The organism is Cellulomonas sp. FA1 (genome assembly GCF_000986825.1).
Classification (GTDB): domain Bacteria; phylum Actinomycetota; class Actinomycetes; order Actinomycetales; family Cellulomonadaceae; genus Cellulomonas; species Cellulomonas iranensis.
The window spans coordinates 1,932,170-1,948,238 of sequence record NZ_LBMY01000001.1; the positions used below are offsets into that span (position 1 = coordinate 1,932,170).

16 protein-coding genes are annotated in these 16,069 nt (G+C 77.5%); 4 read left to right on the forward strand and 12 right to left on the reverse strand.

Annotation, left to right across the window (positions count from 1 at the left end):
* Positions 1-105 precede the first annotated feature (105 nt).
* The 3 genes from GY42_RS08680 to GY42_RS08690 all read right to left on the reverse strand — a co-directional run bounded on the left by GY42_RS08680 (position 106) and on the right by GY42_RS08690 (position 4,679).
* Positions 106-1,734 (reverse strand): S1C family serine protease, encoded by a 1,629-nt coding sequence (locus GY42_RS08680; RefSeq protein ID WP_236686749.1) that lies wholly within the window; start codon positions 1,732-1,734, stop codon positions 106-108.
* Between the two features lie 124 nt (positions 1,735-1,858).
* Complete coding sequence (gene menD, locus GY42_RS08685; RefSeq protein ID WP_330217838.1) at positions 1,859-3,523, reverse strand: 2-succinyl-5-enolpyruvyl-6-hydroxy-3-cyclohexene-1-carboxylic-acid synthase; 1,665 nt, start codon at positions 3,521-3,523, stop codon at positions 1,859-1,861.
* Positions 3,524-3,731: 208 nt separating this feature from the next.
* Positions 3,732-4,679: an o-succinylbenzoate synthase gene (locus GY42_RS08690; RefSeq protein WP_046529045.1), complete on the reverse strand. Its 948-nt coding sequence runs from the start codon at positions 4,677-4,679 to the stop codon at positions 3,732-3,734.
* A 105-nt stretch (positions 4,680-4,784) separates the two neighbouring features.
* On the opposite strand from GY42_RS08690, the gene GY42_RS08695 reads away from it, so the two are divergent.
* Positions 4,785-5,768 (forward strand): 1,4-dihydroxy-2-naphthoyl-CoA synthase, encoded by a 984-nt coding sequence (locus GY42_RS08695; RefSeq protein WP_046529046.1) that lies wholly within the window; start codon positions 4,785-4,787, stop codon positions 5,766-5,768.
* 7 nt (positions 5,769-5,775) lie between these two features.
* Here GY42_RS08695 and GY42_RS08700 read toward each other — a convergent pair whose 3' ends face one another.
* Positions 5,776-5,964: a hypothetical protein gene (locus GY42_RS08700; protein WP_046529047.1), complete on the reverse strand. Its 189-nt coding sequence runs from the start codon at positions 5,962-5,964 to the stop codon at positions 5,776-5,778.
* Between the two features lie 170 nt (positions 5,965-6,134).
* Positions 6,135-7,208, reverse strand: coding sequence for a DUF3048 domain-containing protein (locus tag GY42_RS08705; RefSeq protein WP_046529048.1), 1,074 nt, complete (start codon positions 7,206-7,208; stop codon positions 6,135-6,137).
* A gap of 161 nt (positions 7,209-7,369) precedes the next feature.
* Here GY42_RS08705 and menE point away from each other — a divergent pair, with 161 nt between their 5' ends.
* Entirely contained in the window at positions 7,370-8,527 is a 1,158-nt protein-coding gene (menE, locus tag GY42_RS08710) for an o-succinylbenzoate--CoA ligase (RefSeq protein WP_046529049.1), read from the forward strand.
* A 75-nt stretch (positions 8,528-8,602) separates the two neighbouring features.
* Positions 8,603-9,472, forward strand: a complete 870-nt coding sequence (locus GY42_RS08715) for a 1,4-dihydroxy-2-naphthoate polyprenyltransferase (RefSeq protein ID WP_046529050.1) — start codon at positions 8,603-8,605, stop codon at positions 9,470-9,472.
* A gap of 53 nt (positions 9,473-9,525) precedes the next feature.
* On the opposite strand, the gene GY42_RS08720 is transcribed toward GY42_RS08715, so the two are convergent.
* Positions 9,526-9,843 carry a DUF4229 domain-containing protein gene (locus GY42_RS08720; protein WP_046530724.1) on the reverse strand — a complete coding sequence of 106 codons (318 nt, stop codon included), beginning with the start codon at positions 9,841-9,843 and terminating at the stop codon, positions 9,526-9,528.
* An 80-nt stretch (positions 9,844-9,923) separates the two neighbouring features.
* On the opposite strand from GY42_RS08720, the gene GY42_RS08725 reads away from it, so the two are divergent.
* Positions 9,924-10,241 carry a PLDc N-terminal domain-containing protein gene (locus GY42_RS08725; RefSeq protein ID WP_046529051.1) on the forward strand — a complete coding sequence of 106 codons (318 nt, stop codon included), beginning with the start codon at positions 9,924-9,926 and terminating at the stop codon, positions 10,239-10,241.
* Between the two features lie 15 nt (positions 10,242-10,256).
* On the opposite strand, the gene ccsB is transcribed toward GY42_RS08725, so the two are convergent.
* The 6 genes from ccsB to GY42_RS08755 are packed head-to-tail and all read right to left on the reverse strand — an operon-like array spanning position 10,257 to position 15,998.
* Positions 10,257-11,282, reverse strand: a complete 1,026-nt coding sequence (gene ccsB / locus GY42_RS08730) for a c-type cytochrome biogenesis protein CcsB (RefSeq protein WP_046529052.1) — start codon at positions 11,280-11,282, stop codon at positions 10,257-10,259.
* Positions 11,279-13,039, reverse strand: coding sequence for a cytochrome c biogenesis protein ResB (resB, locus tag GY42_RS08735; protein ID WP_046529053.1), 1,761 nt, complete (start codon positions 13,037-13,039; stop codon positions 11,279-11,281). Before resB ends, ccsB begins: the two co-directional genes overlap by 4 nt.
* 58 nt (positions 13,040-13,097) lie before the next feature.
* Positions 13,098-14,030: a cytochrome c biogenesis CcdA family protein gene (locus tag GY42_RS08740; RefSeq protein ID WP_046529054.1), complete on the reverse strand. Its 933-nt coding sequence runs from the start codon at positions 14,028-14,030 to the stop codon at positions 13,098-13,100.
* A complete protein-coding gene (locus tag GY42_RS08745; protein ID WP_082131426.1) occupies positions 14,027-14,740 on the reverse strand; it encodes a TlpA family protein disulfide reductase in 714 nt (237 codons plus the stop codon). Before GY42_RS08745 ends, GY42_RS08740 begins: the two co-directional genes overlap by 4 nt.
* Position 14,741: 1 nt before the next feature.
* Complete coding sequence (locus GY42_RS08750; protein WP_046529055.1) at positions 14,742-15,398, reverse strand: histidine phosphatase family protein; 657 nt, start codon at positions 15,396-15,398, stop codon at positions 14,742-14,744.
* A gap of 51 nt (positions 15,399-15,449) precedes the next feature.
* The gene (locus tag GY42_RS08755) at positions 15,450-15,998 is read right to left on the reverse strand and encodes a MarR family winged helix-turn-helix transcriptional regulator (protein ID WP_052748272.1); all 549 of its coding nucleotides are present in this window, start codon (positions 15,996-15,998) and stop codon (positions 15,450-15,452) included.
* Between the last annotated feature and the right edge of the window lie 71 nt (positions 15,999-16,069).

The following is a 16,069-nucleotide window of genomic DNA, read 5'->3' on the forward strand; positions in this document are numbered from 1 at the left end:
GTGCGGACCGGCCCCAGGGGGTGGGCCGGCGCGCCGGGCAGGGTCCTCACGGACCCGCCCCGGTGCGGGGGCGGGGCCCGGCGTGCCGCCGGCCCCGCCGTAACGTCAGCCCTGGCCCTGCTGGCCCTGCTGCTCCTGCTGCTGACGCTGCTGGAACCACTGCCAGAGCTGCTCGGGGGTCATGCCGCCCGGCAGCTGGCCCTGCTGGTCCTGACCGCCCTGCTGGCCCTGGCCGCCCTGCTGGCCCTGGCCCTGCTGGTTCTGGTCGGTCGTGTCGGGACGCGTGGCGAGCGTGACGTCGAGCTCGATGGTCTTCCCGTCGCGCACGACCGTGAGGGTCGCGTCGTCGCCCGACGACATGCCCCGCACGAACGCGGTGAGCGACTCCGCACCACCGACCGGGTCCTTGCCGATCGCGACGATGACGTCGCCCTGCTGCACGCCGGCCGCCGCGGCCGGCGAGCCGTCGCTCACGGTCTGCACGACCGCGCCGCGGCGCGTCACGCCGTCGGCCGTGGCCGTCCCGTCCGCGAGCGTCACGCCGAGGTAGGCGTGCTCGGCCTGGCCGTCCTGGATCAGCTGACCCGCGATGTTCTTGGTGACGTTCACCGGGATCGCGAAGCCGAGGCCGATCGAGCCCGACTGCTGGCTGAGCGTCGCGATCGACGACGTGATGCCGATGACCCGGCCCGTCGCGTCGAACAGCGGCCCGCCCGAGTTGCCGGGGTTGATGGCCGCGTCGATCTGGATCGCGTTGGTCACGGCCGCCTCGCCGCCGTTCTCCTGCGTGGAGACCGGACGGTCGACCGCGGACACGATGCCGGTGGTCACCGTGTTGGCCAGGCCGAGCGGGTTGCCGACCGCCATCACCGGGTCGCCGACCGCGACCTCGTCGGAGTCGCCGAGCGCCGCGGCCTTGAGGTCGGAGGGCGCGTCGACGAGCTTGACGACCGCCAGGTCGGTGCTCGCGTCGGTGCCGACCACCTGGGCCTCGAACATGCGCCCGTCGGTCAGCGTGACCTGCACGTTGCCCTCGGCGCCCGCGACCACGTGGTTGTTCGTGAGCACGTGGCCCGCGTCGTCGATGATGACGCCCGAGCCCTGCGCCTCGCCCGAGGACGTCTTGACGTCGATGGCCACGACGGACGCCTGCACGGCGGCGGCGACGGCCTGCCAGTCCGGGTTCTCGTTCGACGAGCCGGAGACCGGCACGTTCTCGGCGGTCGAGCGGCCGACGTCGGCGAGCGACGCCGAGCGCTGCGACGACCCGGGAGCGGCGTCGCCGACCAGACCGCCGACGCCGGCGACCGCGCCGCCGCCCACGAGCACGCCGATCACCGCGGCCGACGCGACCCAGGCCCACGCCCGCGAGCGCTTGCGGGCCGGGGGCTCACCCGGGGCTGCCCAGGGGTCCGCGCCGGGCGGCACCGCGCCGGGGCCGCCCGGGGCGCCGACGCCGAACGCGGCACCGGGGGCGTGGTGCCCCTCGGCGCCGACCGCGGCGGGCTGCGGCGCGGGCTGCTGGGGCGCCGGCTGCTGCGCCGCGCGCTGCGCGGCCTCGTAGCGGGCCCACTGCTGCGCGGGCGTCAGCCGCGCCGGGGCCTCCTGGTGCGCGGCCGGCGCGGCCGGCGCGTGCGGAGTCGGCAGCGGCTGGGTCGCGTCGGGTGCGGGCAGCGGCTGCGTCGGGTGGTCCTGGGGGTGGTGGCCGTGCTGCGGCTCGGGTGTGGTCGTCATGGCTGCCTCCTTGTCGACACCCATGACACCGCGCCGGGCTGGGACGGCACTTCAGAGGACCTGGAGGTTTCCTGTGAGTCCGCCAGGTGCGGTCCACCCGCGCGTGCGACGCGCGGCCGACGCGTCAGTCCCGCGCCGCGAGCGCCGCGTCGACGGCCGCCGCGACGTCGGCCGCGAGCCGCTCCCCCAGCGCGCGCCGGTGGGCGCGGTCGACGCGCACCTCGACGACGCTCGTGCCGGTGCCCGGCGCCGCGAGCGCGGGCAGCAGCCCGTCGGTGTCGACGACCCGCGTGTGCCGCACGCCGTACGCCGCGCACAGCGCCGCGACGTCGACGCCGTGCGGCGTGCCGAACACCCGCTCGAACACGTCGGCACGGCCCGGCTCGCCGTGCTCGAGCGTCGTGAACACCGAGCCGCCGTCGTCGTTCGCGACGACGAGCTGCAGGTCCGCCGCGACCTCCCCCGCGCCGCGCAGCAGACCGCCGACGTCGTGCAGGAACGTCAGGTCGCCCAGGTAGGCGCGCACGCGCCGGTGCGGCAGCGCGAGCGCGACACCCGTCGCGGTCGCGATCGTGCCGTCGATGCCCGCGAGCCCGCGGTTCGCCAGGACGAGCGGGGCCGCGTCCCACCGCGCGACCAGGTCGAGGTCACGGACCGGGTTGGACGAGCCGACCACCAGGACGTCGTCCGGGGCGGAGGCGCGCGCGACGGCCCGCGCGAGCGCCCACCCGCTGACGCGCGGGCCGCTGCGCGAGCGGCGCGCGTCGTCGGGCGCGTCGAGCAGCCGGGCGAGCACGTCCTGCGCCGCGGCGTCCGCGGCACGCCACGCGTCGAGCCACCCGGCGGGCGCACCCACGCGGCCCTGCCGCATGCGCGCCGGCACGTCGAGCAGCACCTGCGAGGCGTTGCGGGCGGCGTCGGGCCAGTCGGTGCCGCGCGGCGCGACCACGAGCACCTCGACGTCGGGGCGCGCGAGCAGCGCCTGGACGGGACGCGTCAGCGTGGGCCGACCCAGCACGACGACGCGCCCCACGCGCCCGCCCAGGCGCGGGTCGGCCAGCAGCAGCCGGTACGCGCCGATCGCGTGCGCCCCCTGCCGCGCGCCGGACGACGGCTCGGCGAGCAGCGGCCAGCCGTTGGCCGCGGCGAGCCGCGCCGCGGCGGGCCCCGCACCGTCGCCCGCCACGACGACCGTCGGCACCGCGCCGCGCGCACGTCGCGAGGGCCGCGCGCCGTCGCCCGCCGGCTCGCCGACGACCACGGGGAGGGCGCCCGTCGCGGGCGACGCCTCGGCCGGCTGGCCGCGACCGACGACGTGGGTCAGCCCCGCCTCCGACGGACGCGGCCACGGCGTCCGCCCGGGTGCGAGCGGGTCGCGGTACGCGAGGTCGAGGTGGACGGGCCCGGGGTCGCCCGTGCGCGCACCGGTCGCGGCCGCGAGCGCGCGCGACGCCGTGCGTCGCAGGTCGCGGTCCTCGCCGGGGCGCCCCGTGGGCGCGGGCACGTCGACCGCGAGCCGCACCGCGCCGCCGAAGATCCCGGCCTGCTCGGTGGTCTGGTTGGCGCCCGTGCCGCGCAGCTCGTGCGGACGGTCGGCCGTCAGCAGCACGAGGGGCAGGCCGCTGTGGTGCGCCTCGAGCACGGCCGGGTGCAGGTTCGCCACGGCCGTGCCGGACGTCGTGACGACCGCGACCGGCCGCGGCGGCCCCGGCGTGCGCTCGCCCGCGTGCGCCGAGCCCTTCGCGAGCCCGAGCGCGAGGAACCCCGCGTCCCGCTCGTCGATGCGCACGTGCAGCCGCAGCGCGGGGGCCCCGCGGGGCGCTCGCCGTCGGGCCGCGCGGCGTCGGCCACCGCGTACGCGAGCGGTGCGCTGCGGGACCCCGGCGCGAGCACGACGTCGCGGACGCCGAGCGCCGCGAGCGCCTGCACCAGCACGCGCGCCGCGGTGACCGAGGGGGCGTCGTCCGGGGCGTCGGGGGCGGGGGTCACGGGCGCCATCATGCCCGAGCCCGCACGGCCGCGAGACGCCCGCCCCAGCGCGCGGCGACGTCCTCGGGGGCGGTGGCCGCGGCCAGCAGCGCGGGCGCGGGCTCGGGGCGCCGCACCGCGATCGCGCCGTCGCGCGGGAGCAGCGGGTCCTCGACGAGGTCGGCCGCGAGCAGCGCGGCGGTCGCGAGGCCGCACGCGTGCGGCAGCTCGGGCAGCGCCGCGGCGAGCGCGAGCCCGGCGGCCAGCCCGACCGAGGACTCGAGCGCCGAGGACACGACCACGGGCAGGTCCAGCTGCTCGGCCAGGCGCAGGCACGCGCGCACGCCGCCGAGCGGCTGCACCTTGAGCACGACCACGTCGGCCGCGTGCCGGCGCGCGACCGCGAGCGGGTCGTCCGAGCGACGCACGGCCTCGTCGGCCGCGAGCGGCACGTGCGTGCGGCGGCGCAGCGCGGCGAGGTCCTCGACGCCCGGCACGGGCTGCTCGGCGTACTCGAGGCCGCCCGCGGCGCGGTCGAGCGACGCGAGCACGCGCACCGCGGTGTCGACGTCCCACGCCGCGTTCGCGTCGACGCGGATCGCGCCGTCCGGGCCCAGCGCGTCGCGCACCGCCTCGAGCCGCGCCTCGTCCGCGCCGGCCGGCTGACCGGGCTCGGCGACCTTGACCTTCGCGGTGCGGCACCCCCCCGAGGCCGTGACGATGCGGTGCGCGTGCTCCGGGTCGACCGCCGGCACGGTGACGTTGACCGGCACGTGCGTGCGCACCGGCGCGGGCCAGCCCTCGTCGGCGGCCTCGCGCGCGGCACGCCACCAGCGCACGGCCGCCGCGTCGTCGTAGTCCCAGAACGGGCTGAACTCGCCCCACCCCGCGTCGCCGCGCAGCAGCACGCCGTCACGGCGCGTCAGCCCCCGGAACCGGGTGCGCAGCGGCACGTCCCACACCACGAGGTCCGGCATCGCGCTCACCACGCACCCAGGCTATGCCGCACGCACCGGCCGGCCGGGCCCGCGCGGCGCACCACCGCGCGTCCCGGCGCCGACGCGCGTCGCTAGGGTGGCCGCGTGAGCGAGAGCGGTGCCCCTGCCCCCCTGCCCGAGCGTGTCTCCGAGACCTTCGACCCCGCGCGGTGGCGTGACGTCGAGGGGTTCACGGACCTGACGGACGTCACCTACCACCGCGGGTACGCGCGCCCCACGCGCGAGCAGGCGGCCGCCGGCGCCGTCGCGCACGACCTGCCGGTCGTGCGCGTCGCGTTCGCCCGCCCCGAGGTCCGCAACGCCTTCCGGCCGCACACCGTCGACGAGCTCTACGCCGTGCTCGACCACGCACGCACCACCTCCGACGTCGGCACCGTGCTGCTCACCGGCAACGGACCGTCCCCCAAGGACGGCGGCTGGGCGTTCTGCTCGGGCGGCGACCAGCGCATCCGCGGCCGCGACGGCTACCGGTACGCCGAGGGCGAGACCGCGGAGGCCGTCGACCCGGCCCGCGCGGGGCGGCTGCACGTCCTGGAGGTGCAGCGGCTGATCCGGACCATGCCCAAGGTCGTCGTCGCGCTCGTCAACGGCTGGGCGGCCGGCGGCGGGCACTCGCTGCACGTCGTCGCGGACCTGACGATCGCGAGCCGCGAGCACGCGCGGTTCATGCAGACCGACGCGAACGTCGGCTCGTTCGACGGCGGCTACGGCTCGGCGCTGCTCGCCCGCCAGGTGGGGCAGAAGCGCGCGCGGGAGATCTTCTTCCTCGCGCGCGAGTACTCGGCGGACGACGCGTACCTCTGGGGCGCCGTCAACGACGTCGTGCCGCACGCGGAGCTCGAGGAGGCCGGGCTCGAGTACGCGCGCGTGGTCGCGACGAAGTCGCCGCAGGCGATCCGCATGCTCAAGTTCGCGTTCAACCTCGCCGACGACGGGCTGGCCGGTCAGCAGGTGTTCGCGGGCGAGGCGACGCGGCTGGCGTACATGACGGACGAGGCCGTCGAGGGGCGCGACGCGTTCCTGCAGCGGCGCGACCCGGACTGGTCCGGGTTCCCGTACGCGTACTGACGCCGCGTCAGCCCTGGCTCATCCAGGTCATCATCTCGACGAGCGTCGCGACGACCGCGCCGCCGCCCACGAGGAGCGCGACGAGCACGAGACCGGCGGCGACGACGGCGACCGCCGAGCGGACCGAGTGGTCCTCGGGATCGCGACGCGTGCGGGCGGGACGGACGGAGGCGGGGAACGTGGTGTGTGCGGCCATGCCCTCAGCCTCGCCGCCGGCACCCCGCGCGCGCGTCGCACCGCGGGTGGGTCGTGGCGGGCGCGGCCCCGGCCGGAGGGTGGAGCCGGCTCCCCCGCGGGGACGACGGACCGGACCCGGTCGTCGTCCTGAGGTATCGACCCGGGCACCGCGGCGCCCGGGTCGGGCCGTCAGGAGACGGTGAGCGTGCCGCTGCCGGCGGGCACGAGCTCGACCCACGTGTTGCCCGGCGCCAGCGTGGCCTCGGAGCCGTCGGGCAGGAGCAGCCGCAGCGGCTGGTCCTGGGCGTCCTTCTGCCAGCGCACCGGGAGCGCCTTGCCCCCGGTCGCGAGCACCGCGTCGCCCGACCCGACGAGCTCGTAGGTCGGCACGGGCGCGCCGCCCTGCGCACCGAACTCGGTGTTGGGGTGCCCGGCCGTGATCGCGACGACGTTCACGGCGGACAGCCGCGCGCCGCTCGCGGCGGTCGCCGGGCTCCCGCCCTCCGACCGCAGCCACGTGCCGCTCGCGGCGTCCCACGACCACACCGGGTGCGACTGCCCCGACAGGCGGAGGTCGAGCGTGGTGGCGGGCGTGCCGCCGACCGTCGCGGACGCCTGCTCGGCCGACCGCGCGAACGCGAACTGCTGCGCGGGTGCGGTGCGGCCCGCCTCGGCGGCGGCCCACCACTGCGCGGGGTCGCCGTACACGTTGTGCGGCGCCTTGCGCGCCTTCGACCGGTACATGCCGGGCGCACCCGCGTCGTGCGACACGATCTGCACGCCCGCCTGCTGGGCGAGCGCGAGGATGCCGGGCTGCCCCCCCGAGTAGACGAGCAGGCCGCCGAGCGGCGCGACGATGAGCGGGTCCATCGGGCGTACCGAGCGGATGGGCCCGACCTCCTCGGGCACCTGCGACTGGAAGACCGCGACGAAGCGCGACACCTCGAACTCGACGATGGTCTCCCACACGACGTCCGCCTGCTCGAGGCCCGTCTGCGGGCGCGCGGCCGCGGTGTTCTCGATCTTGACGGCGATCGCCGGGCGGGGGTCGGGCTGCCCCGCGACACCCGTGAGGGGCCAGACCGGCGCGACCTCCGGGGTCGGGACGGCGCCCTTGTCGACCGCGACGTCGGCGCGCTGGGTGACCGTCGGCGCCGGCTCCGCGGGCTGCGAGCCGCAGGCCGCGAGCGCGAGCGCGCCCACGACCAGCAGGGCTGCACCCCGTCCGCGGGCCGCCGCGTCCCTGCGTGCCGTCGCCGCCATCGTGTCTCCCGTCCCCCGCTCACGCGGTTCTCGTCGTGCGTGACGGGGCGTCGTGCCCCCTCCCGCTCCCGGACCGCGGGCCACTCTACGACCACGTCGGGGCGCCTCTGCCCGGGACGCGCCCCGCGGACCCCGGCGGCGCGACCACCTAGGCTGTCCGGGTGGAACGGCCGCTGCGTGACGTGCCTGCCGGTGCGGCGGACCTCGTCGGCGCGCTGTCCGCCGCGCTCGACGGCACCGGGCCCGCGGTGCGCTGCCTCGATACGACCCCCCGCGAGGGGCTCGCGCACGTGCCCTCCGACGTGGCGGTCGTCGTGCGGACCTCGGGCTCCACGGGTCGCCCGCGGGACGTGATGCTGACGGCCGCCGCGCTGCGGGCGTCGGCCGACGCGACCGCCGAGCGGCTGCACGGCCCGGGGTCCTGGCTGCTCGCGCTGCCCGTGCACCACGTCGCGGGCCTCCAGGTCGTCGTGCGGGCCCTGCTCGCGGGGGCACCGCCGCGGGTGCTGGCCGACGGGCCGTTCCGGGCCGCGACGTTCGCCGCGGCGGCCCGGGCCGCGACCGCGGGCCCCGGCCCGCACTACACGTCGCTCGTGCCGACCCAGCTGGTGCGCGTGCTCGACGACCCGGGCGCGACCGCGGCGGCGCGCGCGTTCGACGCGATCCTCGTGGGCGGTGCCGCGTGCCCGCCGCCGCTGCTCGCACGCGCCCGTGCCGCGGGCCTGCGGGTCGTCACGACCTACGGCATGACCGAGACGTGCGGCGGCTGCGTGTACGACGGCCGGCCGCTCGCGGGCGTGCGGGTCGCGGTCGACGCCGAGCAGCGGATCAGCCTGAGCGGGCCCGTGCTCGCCGCCGGGTACCTGCACCGGCCGGACCTCGACGCCGCGACGTTCACGACCTCCGGCGACGAGCGCTGGCTGCGCACCGCCGACCGCGGACGCGTCGACGACGGCGTGCTGCACGTGCTCGGCCGCCTGGACGACGTCCTGGTCACGGGCGGCGTGAAGGTCGACCCGCACGCGGTCGAGGACGTGGTCGCTGCGCTGCCCGGCGTGCGCGAGGTCTGCGTGGTCGGCGTGCCCGACCAGCACTGGGGGCAGGCCGTGGTCGCGCTCGTCGTCACGCAGGACGGCACGCCGCCGCCGCTGACCACGCTGCGCACCGCCGTGGCCGCGGCGCTCGGTCCCGCGAGCGCACCCCGTCAGGTCGTCGTCGTCGACGCGCTGCCGCTGCGCGGTCCCGGCAAGCCCGACCGGCGCGCCGCCGCACGCGTGGCGCTCGAGCGCACCGCGGTGCACCCGCCCGGCTCGCCGTGAGCCCGGCCCCGACCCGCCCCGTCCCCTCCCAGCCGCCGCACCGCGGCCGCCCCGACGTCCTCGAACAGGAGCACCATGGCCTCCGCCTCCGACTGGGTCGCCGGTGCGCGACCGCGCACGCTGCCCGCCGCGGTCGCGCCCGTGCTCGTGGGCACCGGTGCCGCGGCGCAGGCCGACGGCGCGCTGACGGGCCGCGCGCTGCTCGCGGCGGGCGTCGCGCTCGCGCTGCAGGTGGGCGTCAACTACGCGAACGACTACTCCGACGGCGTGCGGGGCACGGACGTCAACCGCGTGGGACCCATGCGGCTGACCGCGTCGGGCGCCGCCCCCGCGACGCACGTGCGCGGTGCCGCGTTCGCGGCGTTCGGCGTCGCTGCGCTCCTGGGCCTGTGGCTCGTGGCGCTGTCCGGCGCGTGGTGGCTGCTGGGCGTCGGTGCGCTGGCTGTCGTCGCGGCGTGGACCTACACCGGCGGCCGGCGGCCGTACGGGTACCGCGGGCTCGGCGAGGTCGGCGTGTTCGTGTTCTTCGGCCTGGTGGCGGTGCTCGGCACGACGTACACGCAGCTCGGCTCCGTCACGTGGCCGGCCGTCGTCGGCGCGGTCGCGGTCGGGCTGCTCGCGTGCGCGCTGCTCATGGCGAACAACCTGCGCGACGTGCCGACCGACGCGGTGGTCGGCAAGCGCACGCTCGCCGTGCGGCTCGGCGAGCACCGCGCGCGCCGCGTGTACGCGGTGATGGTGGTGCTGCCGGTGCTGCTGGGTGCGGTGTGCGCGCTCGCCGCGCCGTGGTCGCTGCTGGTGCTGCTGCTGCTCGCACCCGCGGTGGTGCTGGCGGTCGTGGTGCTGCTGGGCGCCCGCGGGATCGCGCTCGTGCCGGTGCTCGCGGGCACGGGCGCGCTCGAGCTCGGGTTCGGCGTCGCGCTGGGGCTCGGCCTGGCGCTCTGACCGAGGGGTCGCGGACCCCTCGGCCCGACCGGTCGCGGACCGGTCGCCGACCGTCAGGTCCCGGCAGGCCGTCGGCCTTCGGGCCACTCCCGCACGGCACCGCTCGACCCCTCGGCCTCGGCGTCCTCCGCGTCGGCGTCGGCCGCCTCGCGCGCCGTGCGGCCGCCCCGCGCGCGACGCTGCTCGGCGCGCTCCGCGAGCCAGAGGGCCGCGCGGTCCCGCTGCCGACCCAGGAGCACGTAGGACAGACCCCACGCGAGGAACGCGGCCAGGAGCGGCGCGAGCCACGAGCGCATGCCGGCCCACCACAGCAGACCGGTCGCGGCGGCGAACAGCACGAGACGCAGCGCGGAGTAGACGACGACGGGCACCCGCCCAGCGTAGGTCAGGACGACGCCCGTCCGGACCGCGGCGGACCCCACCCTGACGGGTCGCCGTCTAGGGTGGACAGGTGCTCAGGTACCTGCCGTTCGTGCTGATCGCCGCCTTCGCGCTGTACTGCGCGTTCGACGTGCTGGGCAGCGACGCCCGTCGGCGGCGGGGCGTGCCGACGCTCGTGTGGGTCCTCGTGGTGCTGCTGCCGGTGCTGGGGGGCGTCGTGTGGCTGCTCGTGAGCCGCAGCGCGCCGGCCCCGGGCCAGTCGCGTGCTGCGCGCGGGCCGGTGGCACCCGACGACGACCCCGAGTTCCTGCGCCGGCTCGACCTCGAGCGGCGTCGCCGCGAGCAGCAGGCGCGCGGCGACGACACCGACGACGCCGCGTCCGCCTGACGCGCCCGGCGGGCCTCACAGCCCCGAGTACGAGTGCTTCCCCGTGATGAACAGGTTGACGACGGTGAAGTTCGCGAGGACGACGGCGTAGCCGACGAACACGATGTAGGCGGCGCGACGCCCGGCCCAGCCGCGCGTGGTCCGGGCGTGCAGGTACGCGGCGTAGACGACCCACGCGACGAACGTGCCGACCTCCTTGGGGTCCCAGCCCCAGTAGCGGCCCCAGGCCTCCTCGGCCCAGATCGCGCCGCCGATGAGCGTGAAGGTCCACAGCACGAAGCCGACCGCGTGCAGGCGGAACGACAGCGCCTCGAGCCGCCGGGCGTCCGGCACCTGCTCGAGCCACGCGAACGCGGTGCCGGTCACGCGCGCGCCGTGGAACGCCTGGCGCAGGCCGTCGGCGCGGCGCCACGGGCGCTCGAGGCGCGAGCGACCCTCGGCGCGCGCGTCCTGCAGGACCTGCAGGACGGACGTCGCGAACGCGACCGTGAAGACGCCCGTCGCGAGGATCGCGACGCCCACGTGGATGACGAGCCAGTAGCGCTGCAGCGCGGGCTGCACCGCGTCCGCCTGCACGTGCAGCGTGTTGAGCGCGAGCACGAGCGCGAGCACCGCGATGCCCGTCACCAGCACGCCGAGGAACGCGATCGCGCGGCGGCGCTGCACGACCACGAGCACGGCCGTCGCGCAGAACGTGCCGACGATCGTGAACTCGTACATGTTGGCGGTCGGCCAGCGCCCCGCGGCCACGCCGCGCAGCACGATCGCGACGAGCAGCAGCGCCGTGCCGAGCACGAGCGTCGCACCGGCGATGCCGGCGGCGCGGCGCCGCGGGGCGGGCGCGGCGGGCGGCGCGTCGGCCGTGAGGACCGCGCCACCGGACGCGGCCGCGGCACCCACCGCGGCGGGCCGGCGCGCGGCGCGCACGGCCTGCGCGGCCTCGGTCGCGCGCGCGAGGTCGATCGCGTACGCGACGAGGGCGACGGTCAGCGCGGTCGCGGCCGACCAGACGAACAGGTCGCTCAGCTCGGCGACGTTCATGTCCTGTCCTCCTGCGGATCGGGCCCGGGGTCGCCGTGAGGCGCCGCGGGCTGCGCACCGAGCACGGCGGTGAGGACACGGTCCAGCTCGGGCTGCAGACCGACGTCGTCACCGCGGGCGAGGCCGGCGGCGGTCACCACTGTAGCCGCGCCCCCGGGACCTTCGTCCTGCGGGGCGCCGGCTCGGGGCGCGGCGCGCAGCCAGAGCCGCCGACGCGGCGCGAACAGCGACGCCATGAGCCCCGCGAGCGCGAGGAGAGCGAACGTCAGCACCCACGCGAGCGACGGGTCGTGCCGCAGGTCGAGCGCGACGAACCGCGGCATGTCGTCGAAGGTCAGCGTGCCGAGCCCGTCCGGCAGGTCGACCGTCTCCCCCGGGCGCACGTACAGCGTGACGACGTCGCCGGCGTCGTCGACGGCCTGCCGCATGCGCGACTCGTCGAGCCGGTAGACGTTCTGCGGGACACCCGTGTCGAGGCCGAGGTTGCCGCGCCACACCGACAGCACGAGCAGCGGGTCGGCCGGCTGCGGGTCGACCGAGCGCCACAGGCCCGGGGCCGCCTCGACGGCGGTGGGCAGCAGGAACCCGACGAGACCGACCTGGTCCTGCCCGCCCGAGACGTCGGGCACCTTGACGACGCCGCGCGACGTGTACACCTCGTCCTGCGGCAGGAAGGGCACGGCGTCCGAGAACGCGACCTCGCCCGCGGCGTCGTGCACCGTGAGGTGCGGCGCGTAGCCGTTCCCCATGAGGTACACCTTGGCGCCGCCGGCGACGATGGGGTGGTTGACCTTGATCTGCTCGGGCGTGGGGTCGCCGCCGGGCTCGGTGACGGTGACGTGCGCCGTGAAGTCGCGCGACTGCAGCGTGCGCGGGTCGAACCGCGACTCGAAGTCGTCGAGGCGCAGCGTGAACGGCTCGAGGTCGGCGGGGTCGAACGCGCTGCCGCGCTCGAACGAGTCGTACCCGGCCTGCACGTTCGCGAAGCCCGTGCCCTGCACGACGATCGCCTGCCCGCGGTAGTGCAGCAGCTGCCCGGTCGCGACCGAGACCAGCAGGCCGAGCAGCGCGAGGTGGAACACGAGGTTGCCGGTCTCGCGCAGGTAGCCGCGCTCGGCGGACACCGACCACGTGCCGCGGCCCTCGTCGTGCACGTCGACGCGGAACGCGGGGACGCCGAGACGACGCCGGCGCAGCACGGCCGCCGCACGCTCGACGACCGCGCGCGGCGCGTCGTCGGACGTGCCGGCCCCCTGCGCGGGGAAGCGCCCGAGGCGGCGCGGCGTGCGGGGCGGGCGACCGTGCAGCGCGGCCAGGTGCACGCGCGTGCGCGGCAGGATGCAGCCGATGAGCGAGACGAACAGCAGCAGGTAGACGGCCGAGAACCACACCGACGCGTACACGTCGAAGAACCCGAGCCGGTCGAGCCACGGACCGACGTCGGGGTGCTCGGTGAGGTACTCGGCGACGCGCGCGGGGTCCTGCGGCCGCTGCGGGAACACCGAGCCCGGCACGGCGGCGACCGCGAGCAGCACGAGCAGCAGCAGCGCGACGCGCATGCTCGTGAGCTGGCGCCACGCCCACCGCAGCCAGCCGACGGGGCCCAGCGCGGGCAGCGGGGCGGGCGCGGGGCGCTCGCCCGCACCGGCCGTCGCGCCGTCGGCCGTCGTCGCTCGTGCCGCGTCGTCGCTGAAGGCGTCGTCGAGGCCCTCGGGGCGGTAGCCGGGACGCGAGGCCCCGCGGGGTCGGTCGGTCACGTCGTCCGCCTCGCCGCCACCTGGGCACCCACCTGGACAGCCATCTGCGCACCCACCTTCACAGCACCGGGACGAACGGGTCGGCGCCGGTCAGCAGGCCCTGGAGCCAGGCGGCCCACGTGCCCCACGCACCCGTGACGAGCGCGACGCCGAGCACCACGAGGACCGCGCCACCCGTGCGCTGCACCGCGAGCCGGTGCCGCCCGAGCCACGCGACGGCGCGCCGCGAGCGCTGCAGGCCGACCGCGACGAGCGCGAACGGCAGGCCGAGGCCCACGCAGAACGCGACGGCGAGGAGCGCGCCGCGCCCGGCCGACCCGCCCGTGAGCGACAGCGTGAGGATCGCCGCGAGCGTCGGTCCGATGCAGGGCGTCCAGCCGAGCCCGAACGCGACGCCGAGCAGCGGCGCACCCCACAGACCGGTGCGCGGTGCGACGTGCGCGCGGCGCTCGCGCTGCAGGAACGGCACGGCGCCGAGGAACGCGAGCCCCATGACGACCGTGACGGCGCCGAGCACGCGGCTCACCGGGTCCTGCCACTGCCACAGCACCGCGCCGAGCGAGCCCGCGAGGGCGCCGAACGCGACGAACACGGCCGAGAACCCGGCGACGAACAGCGTCACGCCGAGCACGAGCACGCGGCGTCCGCCGGAGGCGTCGGACGGGTCGGGCGCGGTCCGGACGCGCGCTCCCGTCGCGGGAGCGGGGCCGGTCACGGGGACGGCCGCGGCGGCGTCGCCGCTGGGCGTGCCGTCGCCGACGCGCACGACGTCGGTCGCGTCGACCAGCCCGAGCGCGGCGCCCGGCGTGCGGCGGGGGCCGCCGGCGGCGAGCCCGCCGAGCAGACCCGCGTAGCCGGGCAGCAGGGGCAGCACGCACGGCGACGCGAACGACACGAGGCCGGCGAGCAGCGCGACCGGGACCGCGAGCAGCAGCGAGCCCCCGGCGACGGTCGAGCCGACGTCGAGCGCGAGCGCGCCGCCCCCGGTCACCGCGGTGCGTCCGCGGTGCCGACGGGGTCGACGGCCGCCGGGTCGGCGGCGGCACCACCGGTCGCGCCCGGGGCGGGCGCGGGCGTCGCGTCCGGGCCGGCGTCGCCCTCGGCGAGCAGCTCCTCCACGAGCGAGCGGAGCACCGAGCCGTCGGCGAGGCCGAGCACGCGCGCGGCGACGCGACCCTGCCGGTCGAGCAGGACGGTCGTGGGGACCGCGCTGACGGGCACGACGCCCTGGAGCGCGGCGACCGCGGCGCCGCTGGTGTCGTCGAGCGACGGGTACGGCACGGCGAGCTCGCGCTGGAAGGCCTGCGCGGTGCCGGCCGCGTCGCGGCTGTTGATGCCGAGCACGTGCAGGCCCTGGTCGGCGTAGTCGGTCGCGACGGCCGCGAGGTCGGGCGCCTCGGCGCGGCACGGCGGGCACGCGGCGTACCAGGTGTTGAGGAGCACGACGTCGCCGCGCAGCTGTGCGAGGTCGTGGGCGCCGCCCTCGTAGTCGGTCCCGGCGATGTCGACGGGCCCGACGCGGTCGGCGGGCGCCCACGTCGTGGTCGACCCGTCGCCGGACTGGTAGCCCTGGTCGACGACGTCGTCGGGCGTGCCGGACCCGTCGCCGGCGGCGCAGCCGGCGAGCACGACGGCGAGCGCGGCCGCCGCGGCGAGCACGCGCGCGGCCCGGCCGGTGCGGGAGGTGCGGGAGGTGCGCACGTCAGGCCCCGGGGACCTGCGACGCGCCGGGCAGCAGCGCCGCGGCGGGCTCGCCGTAGCCGACGCCCACGAGCGTGTCGTCCTCGAAGCGCAGGCTCGTGAGGGACGCGAGCGAGCACTGCCGCTTGCGCGGGTCGTGCCACAGGCGGCGGTTCTCGAGCGCGAGGCGCGTGACCCAGATGGGGAGCTGGTGGCTGACGAGCACGGCCTCGTGGCCGCGGGCCGCGACGCGGGCGGCGTCGACGGCCGCGAGCATGCGGTCGACCTGCTCGACGTACGGCTCGCCCCACGACGGCCGGAACGGGTTGCGCAGGTGGGGCCAGTGCGCGGGGTGGCGCAGCGAGCCGTCGCCGACGCCGAACCGCAGGCCCTGGAAGTGGTTCTCGGCCTCGATGAGGCGCTCGTCGGTGCCGAGCGCGACGCCGAACGCCTCGGCGATGGGGGTCCCGGTCTCCTGCGCGCGCTGCAGCGGCGAGGCGGTGACGACCACGACGTCGCGGCGCGGGGCTCCCTCGTCGCCCGCGAGCGTGCGCGCGACGTGCTCGGCCATCTGCTGCCCGCGCTCGGAGAGCCGGTAGCCGGGCAGGCGGCCGTAGAGCAGGCCCGTGGGGTTGTGGACCTCACCGTGGCGGAGCAGGTGGACCGTCGTGGTGACCATGCGCACAGTCTCGCAAAGTCTCCTGTGTGCCCGGCGCCGGGACGTGGGCCCTCAGGCGCTCGCGGCGGTGACGTCGCTCACGTCGGCCTGGTCGCGGGCGCGCTCGCACGCGGGCGTGCGCAGGTGGTCGACGACGACCTGCATCGCCGTGCCGAGCGCCGCGAGCTGCGCGTCGTCGAGGACGTCGACGAGGTGCCGGCGCACGGACTCGACGTGACCGGGCGCGGCGGCGACGAGCACGCGCCAGCCGTGGTCGGTGAGGACGCACGCGACGCCGCGCGCGTCGCCCGGGACGGGCTCCCGGCGCACGAGGCCCGCGCGCTCCATGCGCGCGACGGTGTGCGTGAGGCGGCTGCGGGAGTGCGCGAGGTCGTCGGCGAGCTCGGACATGCGCAGCGCGCGCCCCGGGGCCTCGGAGAGCCGCACGAGGACCTCGTACTCCCCCAGCGACAGGCCGCTGCCGCAGTCGAGCTCGCGCGCGAGCACGTCGAGCAGGAGCGCGGTGCCGTCGCGGAACGCACGCCAGTGCTCCTGCTGGTCCGCGGTGAGCCAGCGCACGTCGTCGGTCGGCGCGGCGTCGGTCGGCGCGGCGTCGGTCACGGCGGGCTCCTCACGGTCGGGGGTTGCGGCTCGCATCCCACTGTAGTAGAAATATCAACCACCGCATACTT